The sequence below is a fragment of the Telluria sp. RT2P19 genome (assembly GCF_059685725.1).
Window position 1 is genome coordinate 134387 of the sequence record NZ_JCASIL010000009.1, and the last position, 20690, is coordinate 155076.

A 20690-nucleotide genomic window follows, 5' to 3' on the forward strand; every position below is an offset into this window, starting at 1 on the left:
GACACTGATTAAAAAAGAGGAAAATCATCGTAAGCGTTCAGAAGCCTGTCACCAATAGGACGATCCTATTTCGATATGTAGGATGTTTCCGTCCGTCGGAAACCTGTTGCGAATGGCAGGCGATATCGCATTTACTCTTTCCTTATCGCTACAAGTGCATATTCCACTGACATCGCGCCTTGCCGCTCCTGCGGGTTTCCGACCGCGAGTCGTCCCCGCTCGAGGACGGCGCTCGACGGATACGCACGAAGAAATTTATGCATCCAATCGGATTGACCGCTGTCGGAATCGATCAGCAGGACCTTGCCGCCGATGTCCGGCCGTTGTTGTAAAGTATTGGACAGCAGCATTGTTGGCCGTGTTGGATTCTGCAGATTCAGGTTTCCGGCATCCGTCAGTTCGTTAGCGATCAGGGTTTTTGCTTGCGGAAAGCAATGCAGGAGCGTGGCCGACAGTTCGACATACGGTGCGCGCGTGTTCTTGCCAAGGTAAGCGCGTGCCGACAGTCCCACCAGAACGATCATGGCAAACATGCCCGCTATTTGAAGTATCTCCCGGCACACTGTCCGACGTGCGAGCGAGGGAAAGATGACGAAGCATGCAAGCGGCAGCAGGAACAGGATCGGCTGCATCCAGCGATCCTTGAAGCTCGTTAGCTCGCCGCTGAGCACCAGGGCCGTGATGCCGCCGTAGGCCGCCAGGTAAAACCGGAGAAAAAAACGGGCATGCGGGTCATCGACCTTTGCCTCGGCCTGGGCACGGCGCCGCCAGAAGACCCAGGCGTACACCATCCACAACGGTGTCACGAACAGAAATGTCGCGCTCACCATACTGCCGAGGCCACGCACGACATTGCCGATATAGCCGGCATCACTGCCATTCATTTTCTCCAGAGTAGAGCGGGTGGCCGCATCCAGATGGTTAAGCAGCCATAACCCGTGTGGAGCAACGGCAATTGCTATCACTGCAAGTGAAATCCAGGCCCTGCGACTCCACAGTCGCTCACGGTGTTCCCGAACCAGCAGGCTGGCCATCGTCAGGGCGAGCGCAAACAGGGCAAAGTTATATTTCGATTGCAGCCCGAGCCCGATCAGCAGACCGAAGAGCGCATGGCGCATCTTGCCCGGATGATGAAGCAAAGCGAAGTAGCACCATAGCGTGAGCGCCGCCATGCAGGTCATTAACACCGAGTGCGTCAGATCGCGCTGCGATTCCCAGCCAATCTGCGGGAACAGCACCAGCGAGGCGGCGACGATGATGCCACCGGTAATGCCGACGAGCGACCTGGCTGCATGAAACATCGCCAGGTAGGTACCGAACAGCAGCAGATTCTTGAGAAAGGAGAGGGCAAAACGATTGACGCCAAACACCGAGAACATGAGCCATTGCAGCCAGGCATACAAGGGCGGCTGGCTGCCATAGCCCAGCTGCAGGTGCTGGAACGCCAGCACCTGTTCCGATTCGTCCAGGTCGAGCACTGCTGGCGAACTTGTCCGCAGGATGATCTGCAGCACGAAGTAAGCCCCGAGCGCCAGGAGGAAATTGGTGCCGGCGCGCTTCGGGTACGCACTCGCGATCCCATCGTTCTGCATGGCTAATTCATCTTGTTGTGCTCCATCCATCCAGCCAGCCACTCCCGGAAACAGAGCAGCCCCTCGCGAAGCGGCGTTGCAGGTGCGAACCCGACCCAGTCCCGCAATTTGCTGGTATCGGCATACGTGATCGTCACGTCACCCGGCTGCATCGGCAAGAATTGCATCTTTGCCTTGACGCCCAGAGCTTCTTCCAGGGCTGCAATAAAATCCAGTACCCGCACGGGTTGGTGATTACCGATATTAAATACCATGTGCGGGGCCGCGCCGGCGCCCGCGTCGGCAGGCTTCGCCAACACCCGCACGATACCTTCAACGATGTCATCGATATAGGTAAAGTCCCGTTTCAGTTCACCTTGCGCGAAGACGGGAATCGCCTCGCCTTTTAGCATTTTTTGCGCGAAACTGAAATACGCCATGTCGGGGCGGCCCCACGGACCATATACGGTGAAAAAGCGCAAACCGGACGCCGGCAGTCCAAACAGGTGACTATAGGAATATGCCATTGCCTCGTTCGCTTTCTTGGTCGCCGCGTAGAAGGAGACAGGCTCATCGGTTATATCTCTCTCCTTGAAGGGAGCTTTCTGGCTTGCACCGTAGACGCTGCTGCTGCTCGCATAGACCAGATGGCGTGGCTTGAATTGCCGGCAAGCTTCTAGGATATTGGCGAACGCGACCAGGTTCGACTGCACGTAGGCGGCAGGATCCTCGATCGAATAACGCACGCCCGCCTGCGCCGCAAGGTGGACGACAAAGGCGGGTCGAACGCGTTCGAACAACTGCCTGACTTGCAGCGCATCGGCAAGCTCTACCGCTTCGCACCTGATTCCCTGCGGTGCAAGCAAGGCCTCGACGCGTGCGTGCTTCAAATCGGTCGAGTAATAGCCATTGAAGTTGTCGCACGCGGTAACGGCCATGCCCATCCGGGCAAGGCGCGACGCGACGAAACTCCCGATGAAGCCGGCGGCGCCAGTGACCAGGACAGGCGAGTTGGCAGGAATCATCGCTGCGCCACCAGTACGGGTCTGCCGATGCTGAAATAGCTCAGCCCGAACGACGCAACAAGCTCCGGAGCATACAGGTTGCGGCCATCAAAGATCGCCCGGTGCCGAAGCGATGCAGCCAGGTAGCCGAAGTCAGGCGAGCGAAACTCCTTCCACTCCGTCGCGATGGCGAGCAAATCGGCGCCTTCCACTGCGGCTACTGCGGAATCAACGATGTTGAGCAGCTCATGGCAACGTGCTTCGCCATGCTCGCTGATCAGCACGTTTTTTGCCTCTTCGCTGGCGGCCGGGTCGTATGCCTGGACCCGGCAATTCGCAGCAAAAAGCGCCCTGATCAGTGCAAGACTCGGCGCCTCGCGCACATCATCCGTGTTGGGCTTGAAAGACAAGCCCCAAAGTGCGACGGTTTTTCCTGCCAGCCTGTCGGTCCCATTGAAGTACTGCGCAATTTTTTTGAACAGAATATTTTTTTGCGTCGCATTCACCGCTTCAATGGCAGCCAGGATGCGCAGTTTCTGCCCATGGTCGGCCGACGTTTTTAAGAGCGCCCGGACATCCTTGGGGAAGCAGGAGCCGCCATAGCCTATTCCCGGATACAAAAAATCCGGGCCAATGCGCGGGTCCGAGCCTATGCCGCGCCGCACCAGCTCGATGTCGGCGCCCAGCGTCTCCGCCAGGTTCGCTAGTTCGTTCATGAAGCTGATGCGCGTTGCCAGCATGGCATTGGCGCCGTATTTCGTCAGCTCGGCGCTGCGCGCATCCATCTCCAGCAGCTTTTCATGATTACGGCTGAACGGTGCATAAAGGTTCCGCATGATTTTCGTCGCCTGCGGATTGTCGCTGCCCACGATGATCCGGGCGGGGCGCATGAAATCCTCGATTGCCGCCCCCTCCTTGAGAAACTCGGGATTGCTGACGACAGAAAAGTCGATACAGACACCGCGGGCCCGGAGTTGTTCGGCAATCACGCTTCTTACCCGGTCGGCAGTGCCCACCGGGACGGTAGATTTGTTGACCAGGGTAATCGGCCGTTGCATGAGCTGGCCGATGCTGTGCGCCGCCGAAAGAACGTGCGTCAGGTCGGCACTGCCATCTTCATCCGGCGGCGTACCCACGGCCAGGAAAATGATGTCTGCATCCGCGACCGCTTCGTCATAATTCGTGGTGAAAAGCAATCTGCGGGCCGCCGTGTTATGGGCGATCAGGGCATCAAGGCCTGGCTCGAAGATAGGGCTCCGGCCAGCGTTGAGCATCGCGATTTTGTGTTGGTCCAGGTCCATACACAGGACGGTATTGCCGACATCGGCAAAGCACGCGCCTGAAACTAGTCCGACGTAACCGGTGCCAATAACTGATATTTTCATGTGCAGTAAAATGTATAAAAAAGAACCAAATCGGGACAATATAAAGTGACCCGTCGGTGAGACAATTCTTCGGGGTTAAGGCTGCGGTGTTTTCTGTCACTGCAGTTGGCCGGCGTTGGCCCAGCACTTGCGTACTGTCTATTTGCCGACCATCAGCGCGCCACTGCCACTGCCACTGCCACTGCCACTGCCACTGCCACTGCCACTGCCACTGCCACTACGCTTGCCGCTCGCTGGCTCATTGTAATTGAGCGCCTGTTACGTGTTGGCGAAAGCGGCCAGATATACGTCCTCCTGTTTGACATTGCGCCACTGGCGTTCGGCCAAGATATTGCCTTGAGCCCGATCGCGCCTATCCATGAATGCTTGGCAAACCGGGGGGGAATCCATAGACGCCAGAAAAAACCGTCCTTGTGCTGATAGCAACAAGACCGTACACTTGTCGGTCCCGACCTCTGCCATCGGATCAGAGGGCACAGTCAAGTATCGGTGGCCTCGGGTGATTGTAGCCAACATATAGGTTTCAAACTATTTTAACTGTATAAGATGCCGAATACTCAACTGTGGATCGAACCTCTCGGCCATGTCATAGTGGCGCGATTGAGAGGTGAATTAAGCGAAAGCATGCTTGAGGAAACCCATAAGCGGGTCGTCCAGCTGCTACAGGATACCGGACACACGCGCGTTCTCTACGACGGCTTGGAAATCGAGTCGCCCAATGTCGAGCATGCACTGTTGCAGGAAAAACTCGAAAAAGAAGCCAGTCAACTGTTCCACGACCGGCCCCTGCGTAAAGCCATTTTGGTGGCGAATACTCGGTTGGCCTACTTTGCACGGATCGCATTCGGACAATTTGGTGAAGGCGAATACCGTGTTTTCTATAACGACCTTAGCCAGGCCTTGCACTGGCTTGAAGAGTAAAAGCAACGTCCGCTTTTCGTGTCAGCGGCCCTGCATGACCGCAGTCCGGACGCTAAAGTTGTCTGGCAGAGCGCCCGTGACGGAGTCCCGCAGCGGCGCATCGAATACGACTGCGCGCGCCAGCAGAAAACCGGTGGCGGCGCTGCGCGTACGCATAGGTGCCTTTACGAAGGCACCGACGGCGAGGCATGTCGTTCGAAGCTCATGCGGCAGGGAAGGCCAGGTGTGCGGCCAGCCCGCCGCCCGCGCGTTGTTCGAGCTTCCAGCTGCCGTCGTAGCGCGCGACGATCGCCTTCACGATCGAGAGGCCCAGGCCGCTGCCCTGGCCGCCGCCTTTGCGCCAGAAGCGCTGCCCGGCCTTGCCGATGTCCGCATCGCTCATGCCGCTGCCCTGGTCTTCCACCGTAAAACCTGCCATCCCGCCATGCTGCACGATCCGCAGCACGACAGTGGCCTCAGCATCGCCGTAGCGCAACGCGTTGTCGAGGATGTTGCGCAGCGCCGTCACGGCGAGGGATGCGGGTATGCGGAGAACGCGTGCTGCGCCGCCTTCGTCGTGAACGCACACCCTGGCGGCCTGCTGCGCCGGAAGGTGCATGAGGACCTGCTCCGCGATTGCGGCTGCGTGCAGGCGCTCGTCATCCTCGAATGCCATCGAACCCTCGACGCGCGCCAGCATCAGGAGCTGGTTGATGATGCCCTGCAGGCGTCCTACCCCCCGTTCGGCCTGCTGGAGCGCGATCGCCGTGTCCGGCCCATCTCCACTCATCCGGGCAACCTGGAGATGGGTCTTGACGGCGGTGAGCGGCGTGCGCAATTCATGCGCGGCGTCGCCGGTGAAGCGCCGTTCACGCTCAATGGTGCGTTCGATCCTGGCCAGCAGGCCGTTGACGGTCGTTACCAGCGGGGTGAGCTCGCGCGGCAGGTCCTGCTCGGGCAGCGGGTGGAGTGCACCGGGTTCGCGCGCTTCGAGGGCAATGCGGATCCGTTCGAGCGGGCGCAGGCCATGGCGTACGGCGAACCATAGCGCGATCAAGGTGGCCGCCATAGCGACAAGGAAGGGCACAAAGGTGGCGAACGCGATATTGCGGAACAGCTGCTGGCGGCGCTCCGTCTTGTCGGCGGTGGTGATGCGCATCCCGTTGTGCTCGATGGTATAGCTGCGCCAGGTAACGCCGTCGATGACGCGGGTGCGATAGCCGGGCGCCACCAGGCCGAGGCGTTCCGGGCTGTTCTCGGTGCGGCCCACGATGCCGCCCCGCACCAGCCGGATCTCGCAGGCCACGTTGTCGGTGCGGACCAGGTAGGGGATAGGGCTGGATCCGCGGGAGCCTGGCTGCACCGAAAGATGGGGCGAGTCGGCAATCAGCGCGGCGACCATGCGCGCCGATGCCGCAAGCCGCTCGTCGAGTGCGTCGCGAAACTCGTCGCGCAGGTCGACCAGCGTCCACACCGACGACAGAGTCCAGAACAGCGCGAACGAGGCGCCGATGGTGACCAGTAGGCGCAGGCGCAGCGTCTTCACGTCCGCGCCTTGCCAAGCCGGTACCCGAGGCCACGCACGGTCTCGACGATATTCGGCCCGAGCTTGCGCCGCAAGTGGTGGATGTGGACGTTCAGGGCGTTGCTTTCGACGCCATCGCCGAGCCCATACAGGCTGTCCTTGACCTGGTCGGTGCTGAGGATGCGCTGGCCGCTGTTGAGCAAGGCCTGGAGGAGGGCCAGTTCGCGCCGCGACAGTTCGACGGGGTTCCCATCCAGCGTTACTACCTGGGTGGCCGGATCAAAGGCCAGCGGACCATGCTCGATGCGGTCGACGCTGCGGCCGGCACTACGCCGTTGCAAGGCATGCAGCCGTGCGACCAGTTCGTCGAGTTCGAAGGGTTTCACAAGGTAGTCGTCGGCACCGCTGCGCAGGCCGGCCACCTTGTCCTGCACGTCGTCGCGCGCTGTCAGGACCAGCACCGGCCAGTCCTTGCCAGCGCCGCGCCAGCGCTTGAGCAGCGTGAGCCCGTCCGTATCCGGCAGGCCGAGATCGAGGAGGATGACGTCGAACCGGCCGGTCTGCACGGCCATTTCCGCTTGTGAGGCATTGGCGACATGGTCGGCCCCGATTCCGGACAGGCGCAGGCCGGCAAGAATGCCGCTTGCGACCAGTTCGTCGTCTTCGATGACGAGTATACGCATGGCTAACCCGAGTAGTAAAAGCAGGAACCGCGATCTTACCGCTATACGGTTATGCCGCGATTAACGGGAGGGCGAAGCCGATGCTTCCGGGCAAATCGACGGATTCGTTAATGTGGTGCTAATCGGCAGGAAATAGGATGGCTGTATTCGCCAGGCGTCGAACCGGCCCGTCGGGCCGGCGCCATGCGCAGGAAAGCACACCACCATGACTGTCACACTCGGCCCGCTTGCCTTACCCGCGCAACTGCTGGTCGCTTTCGCAACGATCATCCTCGGTTCCGCCATCGGCAATCGGGTGGCGGCCAGGCGCGGCGTGAAGGCCGAGGGCTCGCTCTGGCTGATCATCGCCGGGGCGATCCTGGTGGCGCGCATCGTCTTTGTTGCCCGTTACTGGCCGCTGTACGCGGAAGAGCCCTGGCGGCTGCCGGACCTGCGCGACGGCGGGCTGGCGCCCGTCGCGGGCTTCGCTGCGGCCGTCATCATCGGCGCCATCCTGGCATGGCGCAAGGCGGACCAGCGTGCCGCGATCGTCATCGCCGTATGGTCCGGTCTCTTCATCTGGATCGCCGGGAATGGGCTGGTTCGCATGGCCACCGAGCGCCAGGCCCTACCCGAGGTGATGCTGACAGATCTTGACGGACGCGCCGTTCCATTGACCGCATTTGCCGGCAAGCCCATGGTGGTCAACCTCTGGGCGAGCTGGTGTCCGCCTTGTAGGCGAGAAATGCCCGCCCTTGGCAAGGCACAGCGCGAAGCAAGCGACCTGACCTTCGTATTCGTCAACCAGGGCGAGGACAACGCCAAAATACGTGCCTACCTGAAGGCCGAGGGCCTGCCGCTGCGGAACGTGGTGCTCGACCCCGGCGGAGCCCTGGCCAAGGCAGCCGGTGCCCCGGGCCTGCCGACCACGCTGTTCGTCGACGCGAACGGAATACTCGTCGACAAGCGGATGGGCGAGGTATCGAGCGCCACGCTGGCCGAACACCTGGCGGTCCTGCGCAGCAAGCGCTGAACCGCAAACGCAAGATAGCGACATCAACGAACCACAGGAGAGAATGATGGTTTTCTTATCACGGACGGTACCCGAAATGGGCCGGTGGCTGCTTGCGCTGCTGCTGGCTCCGCTTGCCGCGGTGCTGCTTGCAGCATCCGGCAACGCGGCGGCCGCTGACGACGATTTCCTGCCGCCCGAGCAGGCATTCCGCTTCGCCGCCTACATGGTCGACAGACAGACCGCTGAAGTGCGCTTTGACATTGCGCCCGGCTATTACATGTACCGCGAGCGCTTCGCATTCGAAGCCGGGCAGACCCGGCTCGGACAGCCTGTGTTCCCGGCTGGCGAGAAGCATTTCGACGAGACCTTCCAGAAGGAGATGGAAACCTACCGCGGCATCGTCAAGGTGCGCCTTCCCGTGGACGGGAAGGGAAGTTTCACACTGAAGACCACCTCCCAGGGCTGCTCCGACAAGGGCTTGTGCTACCCGCCGATGGCATCGACCGCGGTACTGGCGACCGCCGCGCCATCCGGGCTGACCACGACCGCTGCGCCGCCGCAGGCAAACCCGCAGCCGGCAGCTGCCGCGCCGGGCGGTACGCTGACGGATGACAGCGATAGCGGACGCATCGAACGGGCCTTGAGCAGCCGCGAACTGGCAGTCATCGTCCCGATGTTCCTGCTGCTGGGCCTGGGCCTGTCGTTCACGCCCTGCGTGCTGCCGATGCTGCCGATCCTCTCGTCGATCATCGTCGGCGACAAGGGTTCCGCGTCGCGCATGCGCGGCTTTGCCCTGTCGGTGTCGTATTCGCTCGGCATGGCGATCGTGTACACCGTGCTGGGCGTGGCGGCGGGCCTGGCGGGCGAAGGACTGGCGGCGGCACTGCAGAACGCCTGGGTGCTGGGCGCGTTCGCCCTCTTGATGGTCGTGCTGGCCCTGCCGATGTTCGGCGTGTTCGAGCTGCAGATGCCGGCGGCGATCCAGTCGCGCCTCGCGGGAGCGTCCAACCGGCAGGGGGCAGGTACCCACGTGGGGGTGTTCGCAATGGGAGCCATCTCGGCACTGATCGTCGGTCCCTGCGTCGCCGCGCCGCTGGCAGGTGCGCTCGTGTACATCAGCCAGACCAAGGATGCTTTCATTGGCGGCAGCGCATTGTTCGCGATGGCCGCCGGAATGAGCGTGCCGCTGCTGCTGGTCGGCGCCTCGGCGGGCACCCTGCTGCCGCGCGCGGGCGCCTGGATGACGGGTGTCAAGCGCTTCTTCGGGGTGCTAATGCTGGGCACCGCCTTGTGGATTGCCGCGCCGGTCCTGCCGCCCCGGGCGCTGATGCTGGGTTGGGGCTTGCTGGGAACGGGTTATGCCGCGTCGCTGCTGCTGCCGCGTCCGCGCCGGCCGCTCGCAGTAGCGGCGGGTCTCGTCGTCGGGGTGCTGGGCGCGGCGCAGCTGGCCGGCCTGGCAGCAGGCGGGACGGATCCGCTGGCGCCGTTCGCTACGGCAGAGGCGCACCGGGCGGCCCAGTTCCAGAGAATCCGCTCGCTCGAGGAGCTTGATGCCATTCTGGCCCGGAGCCCGGGCAAGACCGTCATGCTCGACTTCTATGCGGACTGGTGCGTGTCATGCAAGGAAATGGAGCGTTTCACGTTCTCCGATTCGCGCGTACAGTCGCGCTTCGACCAGATGCTGCTGCTCCAGGCCGACGTCACCGCCAACAATGCGGCCGACCAGGCCCTGCTCAAGCGCTTCGGCCTGTTCGGCCCACCCGGGATCATCTTTTTCGGCGCCGACGGCCGTGAACTCGGCGGCACACGAGTCATTGGCTACGAGGATGCCGATTCCTTCCTCGCTTCGCTTCGCAAGGCGGAAGCCGCGCAAACTCCCCCCCAATCTTAATCAACGCCTTCACTATCGGAGTCGACATGCAGGCTTTCAAATACGCGGTGCCAACCGCACTCGCAGCAGCACTCATCAATACGGCCGCCTTCGCCACCGAGCAGACCCCACCGGTCCTGGAGCGCGCCGTAAGCGCGGGCGTCAAGGTGGTCAGGCAGTTCCCGGCCGGCTCGGGGCTCACCGGCTGGGTGCTTTCCCAGGGGGGGCGTCATTCGCTGGTATACACAACGGCGGACGGAAAGACGCTGGTGGCGGGAGCGCTGATCGATGAACGTGGCCAGAACCTCTCGGCCCAGCACGAAGACATGTACATCCCCAAGCCGGATTTCGCAGCCGCATTCGCACAACTGGAGAAATCGGCATTCATCGCCGAGGGCAGCACCAAGAATCCGAAAAGCATCATCTATGCCTTCGTCGATCCGAACTGCCCTTATTGCCACTTCATGTGGCGTGCAGTCCAGCCGTACGAGGCGGCTGGACTGCAGGTGCGCTGGATCCCCGTCGCAACGCTCGGCCCGACGAGCATGCCGAAAGCGATCGAGGTGCTGGCATCGCCGGACAAGACCGCGGCGTTCCGGCACATGGAACAGAACCATGGGAAGCCGTGGAAGCCACAGGCCGGCAAGACCGAGCAGAACCAGCCCGCGGTGGCGGCGTCGATCCGCAGGAATGGCGAGCTGATGGAGCAGTTCGGCATCGCCGGTACCCCTGGCGTGGTCTGGCGCGACAGCCAAGGCAAGGTCCAGGTGAAGAGCGGCATGCCGCGCCTGTCGGAACTGCCCGCCATGACTGGCCTGCCTGAGCAACGGATAAGCGATCCGGCGCTGGCCAAGTTCAAGTGATGTGATTTACGGCGCGGAGTGACACGCATCGCCAACGAGAGCAGGGCAGGGCACTACATGAGCTAAGCCATCCGCTTACCCCAAGCTGTGGCGGATGCCTCATCGGCCGACTCAGCCTGATTCTTCCAACGAAGACGCGGGCTAAGTGCGTGCGTGAAGCGTGTCACCGACATCATGCCCGAATGTACACAATGAAGAAAACGGTCACCATCTAAACAAAGTCGTCAGCAAGTGAATAAATCACTCACTTACTGATGCAGACGCTCAGGGGCTTCCTTAGGAAATATCTGCCCTTGAGCATTAACGAAGAGACCCGCCTTCAGGGGTATTTAGCTTGCAGTGCTATGGTGCCTAAGACGTATGTCAGCATCCAGGTCTCGCGCTGAATCGACAAGCCCATGCTGGCCGGCTTGGTGCCGAGTACTCGCCTGTTGTGTTCAATTGCAGCGTCAATGCCGACCCACTTTGGCACCATGCCATTGGCAACCTCATAGGCTTCAGGCGAAGCCGCCCCTAGTTCATCATCAACGCGGCAGAGATAGAAGTGGGAACGCATGAACAGCACGTCGCAGCCACCTTTCAGCGGTGGACGATACTCGTCGAGGTAGCCAACATAACGCTCGATGCTGACATTGGCGGCACCCGTTTCCTCAAGCAGCTCACGGCGCAAACCGCTGATCGGATCTTCCCCGGCATCCAGCCCGCCGCCGGGGAAACTGTAGTCATCGTAACGACGGGTGTAGAGCAGCAAAATCTCTTTGCCGCGCATGATGATGGCACGCACGGCTTGCCGTTCAAGCATGGGGCCCTGGACCGACACCCCTGGATGGATCAGCGTATGCAGTAGTGGCACAGGAACTCCTAGCGCATCAGCAACGTGGGGATGGTAAATGACCGCAAGAGCTCGCTCGTTTTGCTGCCCCGGACCAGGGACCGGAGCGGCGAATGCGAATACGCTCCCATCACCAGCAGGTCGATCGCGGCAGCTTCAACGGCATTTGGAATCACGTCTTCCGCACTTCCTCGCGTCAACGTGGCGTTGACTTCCAGGCCCGCTGTTTCAAAGATTTGCCGTGCCCACTCAAGCTGGCGGGCTGCGCCCGCACTTTCGTTACCTGACATGAGGAGGTAGATCCGACATTGCTGGAACAATGGACTCGCGGCGACCAGTTCGACACCGCGGCGGCTAGCGATGCCGCCATCAAAAGCAATCATCACACGCTCGACCACCTTGAATGAACCAGGCACTGTCAGGATAGGCCTGCGCGAACTCCTCACAGCCTGCTCGAAACCGGCCCCTGGAACGAAAGGCATTGCTCTCCCCATCACGATGATGCGCGCATCGCCCTCCAGTTCAGCCAGGGTTTCGTCCAGCTCTCCATAGCGTTGCCGGACATCGACTATGGCGGCGCCTCCGGCCAGCGCTCGCTCACGCAGCTGATTCAGGTGCAGACGACCCCTCTCTCGTATAGACCTGGCGTGGCTCTCGTCGTCGGCCGACAGCTTTGATAGCAGCGCTTCTTGCGCGTCGACACCGATGGTGCCGCTACGGTCGTCGCCAGAGCCCAGCTCAGGATGGCGTTCGATCACGTGCAGCAACTCCAGAGGAATGGCCAGGCTCGCTGCTGCCCATGCCGCATAATCAGTGACGTGATCGGCAAGCTGCGACTGACTCACAAAGGCGAGCACTTTGTTTTCGCTGTTCATGATCTTTCCCCCTGTTAGTGAGCCGCAAGCATGTCTTCGGCACCTTCCTTGTCATGCACGCCGAACTTGTCGACGAGCGTTGCACTCGCTTCGTTCAGGCCGAGCACCTCCACGTCGGTTCCCTCGCGGCGGAATTTGATGACAACCTTGTCCAGCGCGCTCACTGCGGTGATGTCCCAGAAATGGGCGTGTCCCACGTCAATACGCACTTTATCGATGACTTCCTTGTAGTCGAAGGACCCCACGAAGCGCTCAGCAGAGGCAAAAAAGACCTGGCCAGATACCGTGTAGTGGCGAACTCGGCCTTCGTCCTGCGCCTGGGACCGAACATGCAGGATGCGTCCGACCTTGCTGGCGAAGAAGAAGCCCGACAGCATTACGCCAACGAGCACGCCTTTCGCCAGATCGTGCGTGGCGACGACTACGATCACGGTAGCAAGCATGACGACGCTCGAGCTCTTCGGATGCTCGCGCAGGTTGCGGATCGATGCCCAGCTGAAGGTGCCGATCGAAACCATGACCATCACCGCGACCAGCGCGGCCATCGGGATGCGCGCGACCCAGTCGCCAAGGAACACAACCATGAGCAGCAGGAAGACGCCGGCTGCCAGCGTCGACAGGCGGCCCCGGCCACCCGATTTGACGTTGATGACGGACTGGCCGATCATCGCGCAGCCCGCCATTCCGCCGAGGAAGCCGGTGGCGATATTAGCGACGCCCTGGCCGACGCATTCACGGTTCTTGTTGCTGTTGGTATCAGTCAGGTCGTCGACGATCGATGCGGTCATCATCGACTCGAGCAGGCCAACGACTGCTAGCGTTGCCGACACAGGGAATATGATCGCCAGCGTCTCGAAGTTAAGGGGGATCTCAGGCAACAGGAATACCGGCAGACTATCCGGCAGCGTGCCCATATCGCCGACCGTGCGGATATCCAGGCCGAGGTAGATCGCGACTGCCGTTAGCACGACAATGGCCACGAGCGGCGAAGGTACCGCCTTGGTGATATAGGGGAACAAGTAGATGATGCCCAGGCCCGCGGCCGTCATTGCGTACACGTGCCAGCTGACGTTGGTCAGTTCCGGCAACTGGGCCATGAAGATGAGGATGGCCAGAGCGTTGACGAAGCCGGTGATGACCGAGCGCGACACGAAGCGCATCAGCACACCCAGCTTAAGCCAGCCGGCTAGTACCTGCAGCAGGCCAGTCAGGATAGTTGCGGCCAGCAGATATTGCAGCCCGTGTTCCTTGACCAGCGTGACCATCAGAAGTGCCATTGCCCCGGTGGCCGCCGAGATCATGCCGGGACGGCCACCGGCGAACGCGGTAACGACTGCAATACTGAATGACGCATACAGACCGACCTTCGGGTCCACCCCGGCGATGATCGAAAATGCGATTGCTTCTGGTATGAGTGCCAGTGCAACGACAACGCCTGCGAGCAGATCGTTGCGAATATTAGAGAGCCAATCCTGACGTAATGATTTCATAGAGTTCTTTTCGTTGGTGTGGCCACTGACGTGACCGTGGGGGAGGCGCGATGGAAAATGCGCCTCTCCGACCTCTCGGAAAAGAATCAGGACGGCCCCTGGCGTAGGGGCGCAAAGACGCAATGAACCGGGCGTAAGCCTCGCGCGAGTGATGTGTAGAGTAGCTGACTCGCAGCGAGAAATAAGGCTTACAAGGGTCTGACTCCGGTTGATTGCTTTGGAAACTCCCGTAATTTTACACCAGTAGGGCATTGCTGGCTGATCGACGCGCCTACACTCTGTGGACGCGCCGAAAGGTAGCGTGCCGACGTAGTTGTAGTGAAGGATATTTTCATCCCAAGTTACAGTCGAAATTGCTATTTCTATATCAGTAGTGAGAATTATTTGACCTCGGATTCTCACGTGCGCCAATAAGATCAAGGGACTCCCAACACCGATCAGTGACATTTTCTTTTATCGTTCACACCGAAGTCGCCCTTGCCGGGCAGGAGCAGAGCGCCGCGATCGCCCGCGTTAACCACGCCAACGCGCAGATGGACCTAGTTACGCAGCAGAATGCGGCACACGTCGAAGAGGCCGCTGCTGCGGCGGTTCAATGCAGGCGCAGGCCGAGAAGCTTCTGGCAATGGTCAGCACTTTCAAGCTCGCCGCGGGTAGGTCGCGCATCGGCCGCATGTGGAAGGCGTGGCTACCCACGCGCGTCGTCACTCGTTGCCGGCGACGGTAAGCTAAGGCGCTTCGGCAGGGCGCTATTGGATGTTCAGCGCTTGAATCCATTCACCGGCGCCGCCAGCATCTCGAGGCGCGTGTCGAGGCCATCACGGTCTAGCTCCCCCATGTGACGCAGGAAGAGGCGCCCATCCTTGCCATAGAACAGGGTTGTCGGCATGGCAAACGAGCCGGTGCGCCGTCCCACTTCCCGGGCACGGTCGGTGAATACGTTGTCGAGCTTGAGTTTTTGCTGCGCCATGAAGGCCTGTATTGTCGCCGCGTCCTCACCCTGGTTGACGAAGACAAAGGTGATGCCGGGGTGACGCCGCTGGGCTTCCTCAAGCGCTGGCATCTCGCGTCGGCATGGTGGACACCACGTCGCCCACAGGTTGACCACCATCGGCTTGTCTGTCAGGGTCCGCAACTGGACCGGAGTGCCATCGAGACGCCGAAGTTCGACCAGGGGCACTGGAGTACTGGGCGGCCTGAAATTGAGCGTGGCGATCGCGCCACCTATCCAGACGACGGCACCGGTGAGGATCGAGGCAAGGACCGGACGGCGCGGCGTGCCAGTCCGGGCCGTGAAGTGCGCGCCCAGCACGAATGCCGTAAGGATGCCGCCAGCGTCAGAGAAGCCGCCGTCACTCAAATCGGCTATCGAGAGCGGTTCGGCCGCATATTCCGGTGCGTTCTGCAGCACGAAGATGACACGCGCCACAACCAGGCTGCCGAGAATCGTTTTCCATATCGCTGGCCAGCTGTGCCAGCCGCGCCTGTGCCGGTACCACCAGCTCACGGCAGCGCTGGCGGAGATTGCCAGCGCCGGTATTGCCCATCTACCCACGTCAAATTCGTCCACTACGGCGCTCCTAACGGACAGCCGACATGGCTGCCATCCACGGCCATTCCGTGCTGGCGGACCGCTTAGGAAAGAAGCCTAAGGGTTGAGGGTTAACGGAGCATTAGCATTTCAATAAGGCTGCGTGGTGGGCTGCCGCCAGCATTCCGGCTGACGATGGGCACGCCGTCCTAGGCGCGTGCCTCGATTGTGCGGGAAGCGTTTGCGGCGCAGCCGCGGTATAAGAGGAAGGAACCTTGGCCGGATCTGACATTATAAGAATAATGTCATATTTCCCGAGTCGGGAGTTTGATAGTTTACGTATTACGTAATAATATTGACGCTAAACGACCCCGAGGCGATCTAATGAAGAGCGAAGAACCTTCGAGCGAAACAGCTATCGCAGCCAGCGTCGCAGAACTGCGCGAGCGGTTTCCGCGAACGCCGGACCTTTACCGCGAGGTCTGCGTACTACTATTCTTCCGCCACGGCATCACGCCGACGGCAAACAAGCTATATCAGCTGGTGCGCAAGGGTAGTATGTCAGCGCCGACCGAAGCGCTGAACCATTTCTGGAAAACGCTGCGCGAACGATCCCGCGTCACGATCGAACATTCGGATCTTCCTGAGGAGCTGCGGACGGCCGCCGGCGACCTGGTGGCTACCCTATGGAAATCGGCTCAGGCAAAATCCCTTGAGTCCCTAGCCACGCTCCAGGCAGAAGCCGCTGCCGCTGTCGACAGCGCAAAGGCCGATCAGGTGAATGCGCATGCCGATCGCGCTGACGCTCTACAAGCCCTCGAGCACGTCCGTTCGCAACTCCGAACGAGCGAGGACGGCGCCTCGCAGCTTCGACAGGAGCTTGCGGCCGCCGCCGCAACCAGGAAAGGGTTGGAGCAACGACTGGAAGACGCTCGACGCGAACTTGACGCCATGCAGGCGCGCATGGACCAATCGAGCGCCGAACATGCGGCTGAGCGGGAGAGGCTGGCGGATCGCACTCGTCTGGCCGAGGATCGGTTCGCCGACATGGAAAAACGTGCGCTCCTCGAAATTGACAGGGAACGCACAGCCGCGGCGAAGCTTCAGAAGAAGGCCGAAGCGGAACGGACAGAGCATGCTGCTGCCATTGAGCGGGCACGCATCGAGCAAAACGCGACGCAGGCGACAATCGGGCAGCTCAGGGAACAGATCGGCGCGCTGCAGAACTCCGTGAAGACGCTGACTAATGAGCGTGACCGCGAGAGGGCAGAGCTACAGTCAGTGCGGGAGCAGCTAGAAACAGCTATACGCCAAGCAGCTACCGACAGTGCACGAGCAAACCTTCTGCGGGACGAACTGGAGAGGAGCCGAGCCAAAGCTAATACTCGTCAGGAGCCATCCGCACGGCGCAGCGTCAGAAGCAAACGGCGCGACAAAGGAGTCGGCGGAAGCGACGGGTAGATAGGTCAACTTTTCCGCCCTCTCTGCACTTTTAGATAAAATGGTCGATGGATCAACGCCGGTGATGGAACAGAGAATCCGCTTGATTTAGAGCAGCGACGCAGGCCAAGAAAGGTGAGAAGTTGACGCCTCATCACGCTACTTCGCGCTTCTTTCTTTAAATCGACATTATTTCCTGTAATGTCGAGTTTATTTATTCCGGCATTCCGGTATCACTCCTTAAACCAACCTGTATAGCAATAGCTACCCACGTCGGAAGTCAACGAACAGGGATCGAGCGCACCTGCAACCCACTGGCTAATTCGACAACACAGAGCTCAGATGAGCACTTTGCCTGGCTCTGGCTCCAGTTCTCGTATTCCAAATCAAATGCAATGTCCGTACGACTATTAGGAATTATCTACCCAGAGCTCGACCTCCAAGGCCCGCTAGTTACCGCTGGACTCTTGTGCATCATTCCTCCCGTAGTCCTATAAGGAAGTCGGTCCGCGCCGGCGGAGTGCGAACGACGGCTAGCCCAGGAACTATTACAGTTTCCTGTAGCGGAACGAATAGGCTGTCGTCGCACCGAGAAGGTTTCTATTCCGTTTAAAACCTACGATGTAGGCAAGTAGTTGCCACCGTACAGCCCTCAGAACGCCGTTGTTGCCAGCGAGGATGGGCCGCCCGGCACCCAACAGCATAATGCTAGCGCTCCGTTGGCGACAAAATAGTAAATCATGCCACGCACCCATGATTGGCCGGGGTCCACTCGGCGTAAAAGATTCCTGGACGGCACGAGGAGTTTGGCTGCATTGTGGCTCGATCCAAAACCGCGTACATTGCCGAGTCCTGGAAGAAGACATTCCCAAACGCATACAAGCCCTCAAGAAAGATGGCTGCAGCCCTCACAGAATCGTTACGACGATCTTCGTGGAGCCGAAGAGGCCTAAGCCCTATGAATGTCTCAAAATTAGTTCGCAACTTCCGGCGAGTCTCAAATTTAGTTCGTCTAAATGTACACTTTTAGTTCGCCGGAAGCTAGTGCACGTACCTTCCGAATACGCGTCCCCAGAGAGTCTATTTAACATAATATAGATTATGCGAAGATCAGTGACGGAGACGGCGACACACGTCGAACGCTCGCAGCAATCGAGAATAGTGCTCGTACCTAAAACTGCACACTCAGCATACCTAAATATACCGACTCAGTTTAAAGGCGTCTTTTTCAAGGCTTAGTTTATATGTTTAGGTACATTTTCCAGGCCCACTCGCCAAGTCGCTAGCTTTAGGTACAACGCCGTCTGCACTTGCTTGGCATGCCCGGGCAGATTTCCGCTGGGGAGTACTGCCCGCGCTAGACCCGAAGCCCGACCGGCCGATACCACTTTCTGCGCCTTTCGTTTGAGCTGCATGCGAAGTTCGGCCACCGGGCGCGCTCTGCGTCGAGTTGGCTGTCCAGCTAAGCACTCTGGAGTGCGCCTTCCGCAGCCTGCCTAGTCGCTCGGTCACGCTCGTCAGCAAACAGTTCACCCTTCGCCAAATAGCCAGCGAGCTCCTGGCCTTGCCTCACACGCCGAGACTCCGCAGCCTGAACTTGGCCGTCCAGTAGCTCTCGGAAGTGAATTTGTTAGACTTCGGGAAGTAAAGTTGTTAGATCCTTCTCGGCGCAACCATCACACGAATTTACTTCCCAAGGATGCTCAATAACCTGGACTGGAACTTGCGGACCGGCACACCGCCTCGACCGGCTCGAGTACGTTAATTGACGTCGCCTGACTTTCCTTTCACGCGACGGCGTTGGCCAGGCGCTGCCGGATCCTGGCGCGTTTTACGTGTGATCGTTTTCGATGGCGCGCTCATTGCTTCGAGCTGTTTACGCAGCTCCGCAACCTTTGCACGCTCAGCCGCAAGTTCACTTTCCTGCTCGGCGCGAAGGCTTGCTGACTTCTCCGCATTGCTTACAGCACGATCTCGTTCCTCGGCCAGCAGTTCGGCCCTCGTCAGAAACGATCCAAGTTCCTGGCCTTGCCGCGCGAGCCGAAACTGCGCCTCTTGGACTTGGGCCTGCATCTCCTCGACGCGCGCTGTTGCAGCCCGGCGCTCGGCGTCAAATTGCTTCTGTAGTTTAACGGCCGCTGTACGCTCCCTGTCTACCTCGATTAGCATCCGTTTTTCTAACTCGGTGTAACGATGCTCCGCTTGTACAATGCGGCCAGTAACCATGTTGATCTCCTCAGCATGGGCTTCCGCCATCGTGTCGACCTGTTCACGAACACGCTGCAGATTCGCGTACGCGTCTGTTAATTCCGAACTTGCCTTGAGTTGGTTTGCCCGGCTAGCAGAGAGTTCTTCTTGCAGCGTCCCCATCGCTGCCTCAACTGCTGCAACTTGCCCTTTGGTCTCGGATAGAGACGCCGATAATTGAGCGGCTTGGTGCTCTAACTGGACCTTCTCGGCACGCGCTGCTGCAAGCTCGACGAGCGAGCTTTGCTTTATCTCTAATACCTGGGCATTGGCAGCTTCGCGCGCCATGGTCCAAATTTCGCTGATCAGCCTGCCACCGGTTTCTTTGACCTGATCCGGCAGATCCACGTGCTGCAGGTCGACCCTTGCCCGTTTGCGAAGTTCGGACCAGAAATCCCGTAAGGCCTGAGTCGGGACAGACATGCTCCCTTTGCGGACCAGTTGATACAGTGAGTTTGCGGTCGGAGTAATGCCGTACCTGAAGAACATGGTCGTACAGGCTTCCCTATACAGGTCCGCAGTGCGTGGATATCGATGACGAAGCTCTTCAATGTCCTCCTGGATCGAATGGGTGACTTGAGAATTTCCGAGCATTTTGACCTCCGTTAGGGTTTCGTAATATTACGTAAACCGTTGAAATACTAGCGCCCTGCTCCATAATTCTGACATTACTTCTATAATGTCGAATATGCTCAAGCGCTGGCTGGAGAAGCGTCGCGGGCTGCCACTCTCCGTCTAACAGCCGCGGGATCTAAAACTGCAGCCACAACATGGAGATATCGACGAAGCAAAGGCCTTTTGCTCAGCTACCGTAAGAAATTAGTCTTTGCTACACTGGCAGGCAGCAATAGCAGGCTATAGGTCGAGCTGGTCGCTTTTTCATCTTGTAAGGGGGTTCTGGTTTGCGAGTACCCGACATCGAACTGACCGAGCGAGAGACCGATCTCCTGAACCAAATCAGGTTCCGCTACACATCGCATGATGAGCTCCGTGCGTCTCTTATGCCGATGGCAGGCCTGACCGAGTCGTTATTGGAACGCGGTGCGATCCCCGAGGTGCGGCTTTTATACTTCACCGATCCCGAGCGCAATCCAGGAGGGCGCGGGAAATCCCGTCAGCAGGTTTTCGAGAATAACGGCATCTCAGGTACTGAAATCTATGCTCATGGGAATTTCCTGAAGTTTCTCGAATACTTCATTTATGGCCCTGCCCTTCCGCCGAATATCGTCGCGAAATTCACGGAGGCCATGTCGTTCTCCGGGCATTTGACCTATGGGGACATCAACGACCTGGCTCCTGCTGCACGTGCCGCTGTGCGATCAGCTCGGCTTAATCCACACGAGGCCGCGGAAGAGTTCCACAAGTTAGCGCTTGAGTGCGGCGCAATGCCGTCTGGGGCCGAGAGTATCCGGAAGTCGGTCCTCGCTGTGCGCTAAGCCCCTAGGCTCCAGCGACCCGACCTTACGACCGGACGAGTGGT

General features: G+C 59.8%; 16 protein-coding genes. 6 read left to right on the forward strand and 10 right to left on the reverse strand.

Annotation, left to right across the window (positions count from 1 at the left end):
- Positions 1–131: 131 nt before the first annotated feature.
- Genes AC56KW_RS13300 through AC56KW_RS13310 form a run of 3 tightly spaced genes read right to left on the reverse strand, consistent with a single transcriptional unit; the run spans position 132 to position 3960 of the window.
- Positions 132–1622 (reverse strand): ArnT family glycosyltransferase, encoded by a 1491-nt coding sequence (locus AC56KW_RS13300; protein ID WP_497171198.1) that lies wholly within the window; start codon positions 1620–1622, stop codon positions 132–134.
- Positions 1595–2596 carry an NAD-dependent epimerase/dehydratase family protein gene (locus tag AC56KW_RS13305; RefSeq protein ID WP_027867971.1) on the reverse strand — a complete coding sequence of 334 codons (1002 nt, stop codon included), beginning with the start codon at positions 2594–2596 and terminating at the stop codon, positions 1595–1597. The genes AC56KW_RS13300 and AC56KW_RS13305 overlap by 28 nt, the downstream gene beginning before the upstream one ends.
- Positions 2593–3960, reverse strand: coding sequence for a UDP-glucose dehydrogenase family protein (locus AC56KW_RS13310; protein WP_497171199.1), 1368 nt, complete (start codon positions 3958–3960; stop codon positions 2593–2595). Before AC56KW_RS13310 ends, AC56KW_RS13305 begins: the two co-directional genes overlap by 4 nt.
- Before the next feature lie 546 nt (positions 3961–4506).
- Here AC56KW_RS13310 and AC56KW_RS13315 point away from each other — a divergent pair.
- A complete protein-coding gene (locus tag AC56KW_RS13315) occupies positions 4507–4881 on the forward strand; it encodes a SpoIIAA family protein (RefSeq protein ID WP_349680687.1) in 375 nt (124 codons plus the stop codon).
- 202 nt (positions 4882–5083) lie between these two features.
- Here AC56KW_RS13315 and AC56KW_RS13320 read toward each other — a convergent pair whose 3' ends face one another.
- The gene (locus tag AC56KW_RS13320) at positions 5084–6406 is read right to left on the reverse strand and encodes an ATP-binding protein (RefSeq protein ID WP_497171200.1); all 1323 of its coding nucleotides are present in this window, start codon (positions 6404–6406) and stop codon (positions 5084–5086) included.
- Positions 6403–7068, reverse strand: a complete 666-nt coding sequence (locus AC56KW_RS13325; protein ID WP_497171201.1) for a response regulator — start codon at positions 7066–7068, stop codon at positions 6403–6405. Before AC56KW_RS13325 ends, AC56KW_RS13320 begins: the two co-directional genes overlap by 4 nt.
- A 205-nt stretch (positions 7069–7273) precedes the next feature.
- On the opposite strand from AC56KW_RS13325, the gene AC56KW_RS13330 reads away from it, so the two are divergent.
- Genes AC56KW_RS13330 through dsbG form a run of 3 tightly spaced genes read left to right on the forward strand, consistent with a single transcriptional unit; the run spans position 7274 to position 10795 of the window.
- Entirely contained in the window at positions 7274–8080 is an 807-nt protein-coding gene (locus AC56KW_RS13330) for a redoxin family protein (protein ID WP_497171202.1), read from the forward strand.
- Between the two features lie 43 nt (positions 8081–8123).
- Complete coding sequence (dsbD, locus tag AC56KW_RS13335) at positions 8124–9953, forward strand: protein-disulfide reductase DsbD (RefSeq protein WP_497171203.1); 1830 nt, start codon at positions 8124–8126, stop codon at positions 9951–9953.
- A gap of 26 nt (positions 9954–9979) precedes the next feature.
- A complete protein-coding gene (gene dsbG / locus AC56KW_RS13340) occupies positions 9980–10795 on the forward strand; it encodes a thiol:disulfide interchange protein DsbG (protein WP_273162127.1) in 816 nt (271 codons plus the stop codon).
- 319 nt (positions 10796–11114) lie between these two features.
- On the opposite strand, the gene AC56KW_RS13345 is transcribed toward dsbG, so the two are convergent.
- From AC56KW_RS13345 to AC56KW_RS13360, 4 genes are all read right to left on the reverse strand, one after another.
- On the reverse strand, positions 11115–11648 hold the full coding sequence (locus AC56KW_RS13345) for an NUDIX hydrolase (protein ID WP_497171204.1): 534 nt from the start codon (positions 11646–11648) through the stop codon (positions 11115–11117).
- 8 nt (positions 11649–11656) lie between these two features.
- Complete coding sequence (locus AC56KW_RS13350; RefSeq protein ID WP_497171205.1) at positions 11657–12502, reverse strand: universal stress protein; 846 nt, start codon at positions 12500–12502, stop codon at positions 11657–11659.
- A gap of 14 nt (positions 12503–12516) precedes the next feature.
- Positions 12517–13992 (reverse strand): SulP family inorganic anion transporter, encoded by a 1476-nt coding sequence (locus tag AC56KW_RS13355; RefSeq protein ID WP_497171206.1) that lies wholly within the window; start codon positions 13990–13992, stop codon positions 12517–12519.
- A gap of 760 nt (positions 13993–14752) precedes the next feature.
- Complete coding sequence (locus AC56KW_RS13360; protein ID WP_497171207.1) at positions 14753–15562, reverse strand: redoxin family protein; 810 nt, start codon at positions 15560–15562, stop codon at positions 14753–14755.
- Between the two features lie 345 nt (positions 15563–15907).
- Here AC56KW_RS13360 and AC56KW_RS13365 point away from each other — a divergent pair, with 345 nt between their 5' ends.
- On the forward strand, positions 15908–16984 hold the full coding sequence (locus AC56KW_RS13365; RefSeq protein ID WP_497171208.1) for a DNA-binding protein: 1077 nt from the start codon (positions 15908–15910) through the stop codon (positions 16982–16984).
- A gap of 1740 nt (positions 16985–18724) precedes the next feature.
- Here the strand turns inward: AC56KW_RS13365 and AC56KW_RS13370 are convergent.
- The gene (locus AC56KW_RS13370; RefSeq protein ID WP_005670865.1) at positions 18725–19804 is read right to left on the reverse strand and encodes a DNA-binding protein; all 1080 of its coding nucleotides are present in this window, start codon (positions 19802–19804) and stop codon (positions 18725–18727) included.
- Between the two features lie 308 nt (positions 19805–20112).
- On the opposite strand from AC56KW_RS13370, the gene AC56KW_RS13375 reads away from it, so the two are divergent.
- Complete coding sequence (locus AC56KW_RS13375) at positions 20113–20646, forward strand: hypothetical protein (protein ID WP_157225732.1); 534 nt, start codon at positions 20113–20115, stop codon at positions 20644–20646.
- The last annotated feature ends 44 nt before the right edge of the window (positions 20647–20690 follow it).

Excerpts from the sequence above, each read along its gene's own strand:
- AC56KW_RS13300 (WP_497171198.1), bottom strand. The coding sequence starts at position 1,622 with ATGGATGGAGCACAACAAGATGAATTAGCCATGCAGAACGATGGGATC.
- AC56KW_RS13305 (WP_027867971.1), bottom strand. The coding sequence starts at position 2,596 with ATGATTCCTGCCAACTCGCCTGTCCTGGTCACTGGCGCCGCCGGCTTC.
- AC56KW_RS13310 (WP_497171199.1), bottom strand. The coding sequence starts at position 3,960 with ATGAAAATATCAGTTATTGGCACCGGTTACGTCGGACTAGTTTCAGGC.
- AC56KW_RS13315 (WP_349680687.1), top strand. The coding sequence starts at position 4,507 with ATGCCGAATACTCAACTGTGGATCGAACCTCTCGGCCATGTCATAGTG.
- AC56KW_RS13325 (WP_497171201.1), bottom strand. The coding sequence starts at position 7,068 with ATGCGTATACTCGTCATCGAAGACGACGAACTGGTCGCAAGCGGCATT.
- AC56KW_RS13330 (WP_497171202.1), top strand. The coding sequence starts at position 7,274 with ATGACTGTCACACTCGGCCCGCTTGCCTTACCCGCGCAACTGCTGGTC.
- dsbD (WP_497171203.1), top strand. The coding sequence starts at position 8,124 with ATGATGGTTTTCTTATCACGGACGGTACCCGAAATGGGCCGGTGGCTG.
- dsbG (WP_273162127.1), top strand. The coding sequence starts at position 9,980 with ATGCAGGCTTTCAAATACGCGGTGCCAACCGCACTCGCAGCAGCACTC.
- AC56KW_RS13350 (WP_497171205.1), bottom strand. The coding sequence starts at position 12,502 with ATGAACAGCGAAAACAAAGTGCTCGCCTTTGTGAGTCAGTCGCAGCTT.
- AC56KW_RS13355 (WP_497171206.1), bottom strand. The coding sequence starts at position 13,992 with ATGAAATCATTACGTCAGGATTGGCTCTCTAATATTCGCAACGATCTG.
- AC56KW_RS13365 (WP_497171208.1), top strand. The coding sequence starts at position 15,908 with ATGAAGAGCGAAGAACCTTCGAGCGAAACAGCTATCGCAGCCAGCGTC.
- AC56KW_RS13370 (WP_005670865.1), bottom strand. The coding sequence starts at position 19,804 with ATGCTCGGAAATTCTCAAGTCACCCATTCGATCCAGGAGGACATTGAA.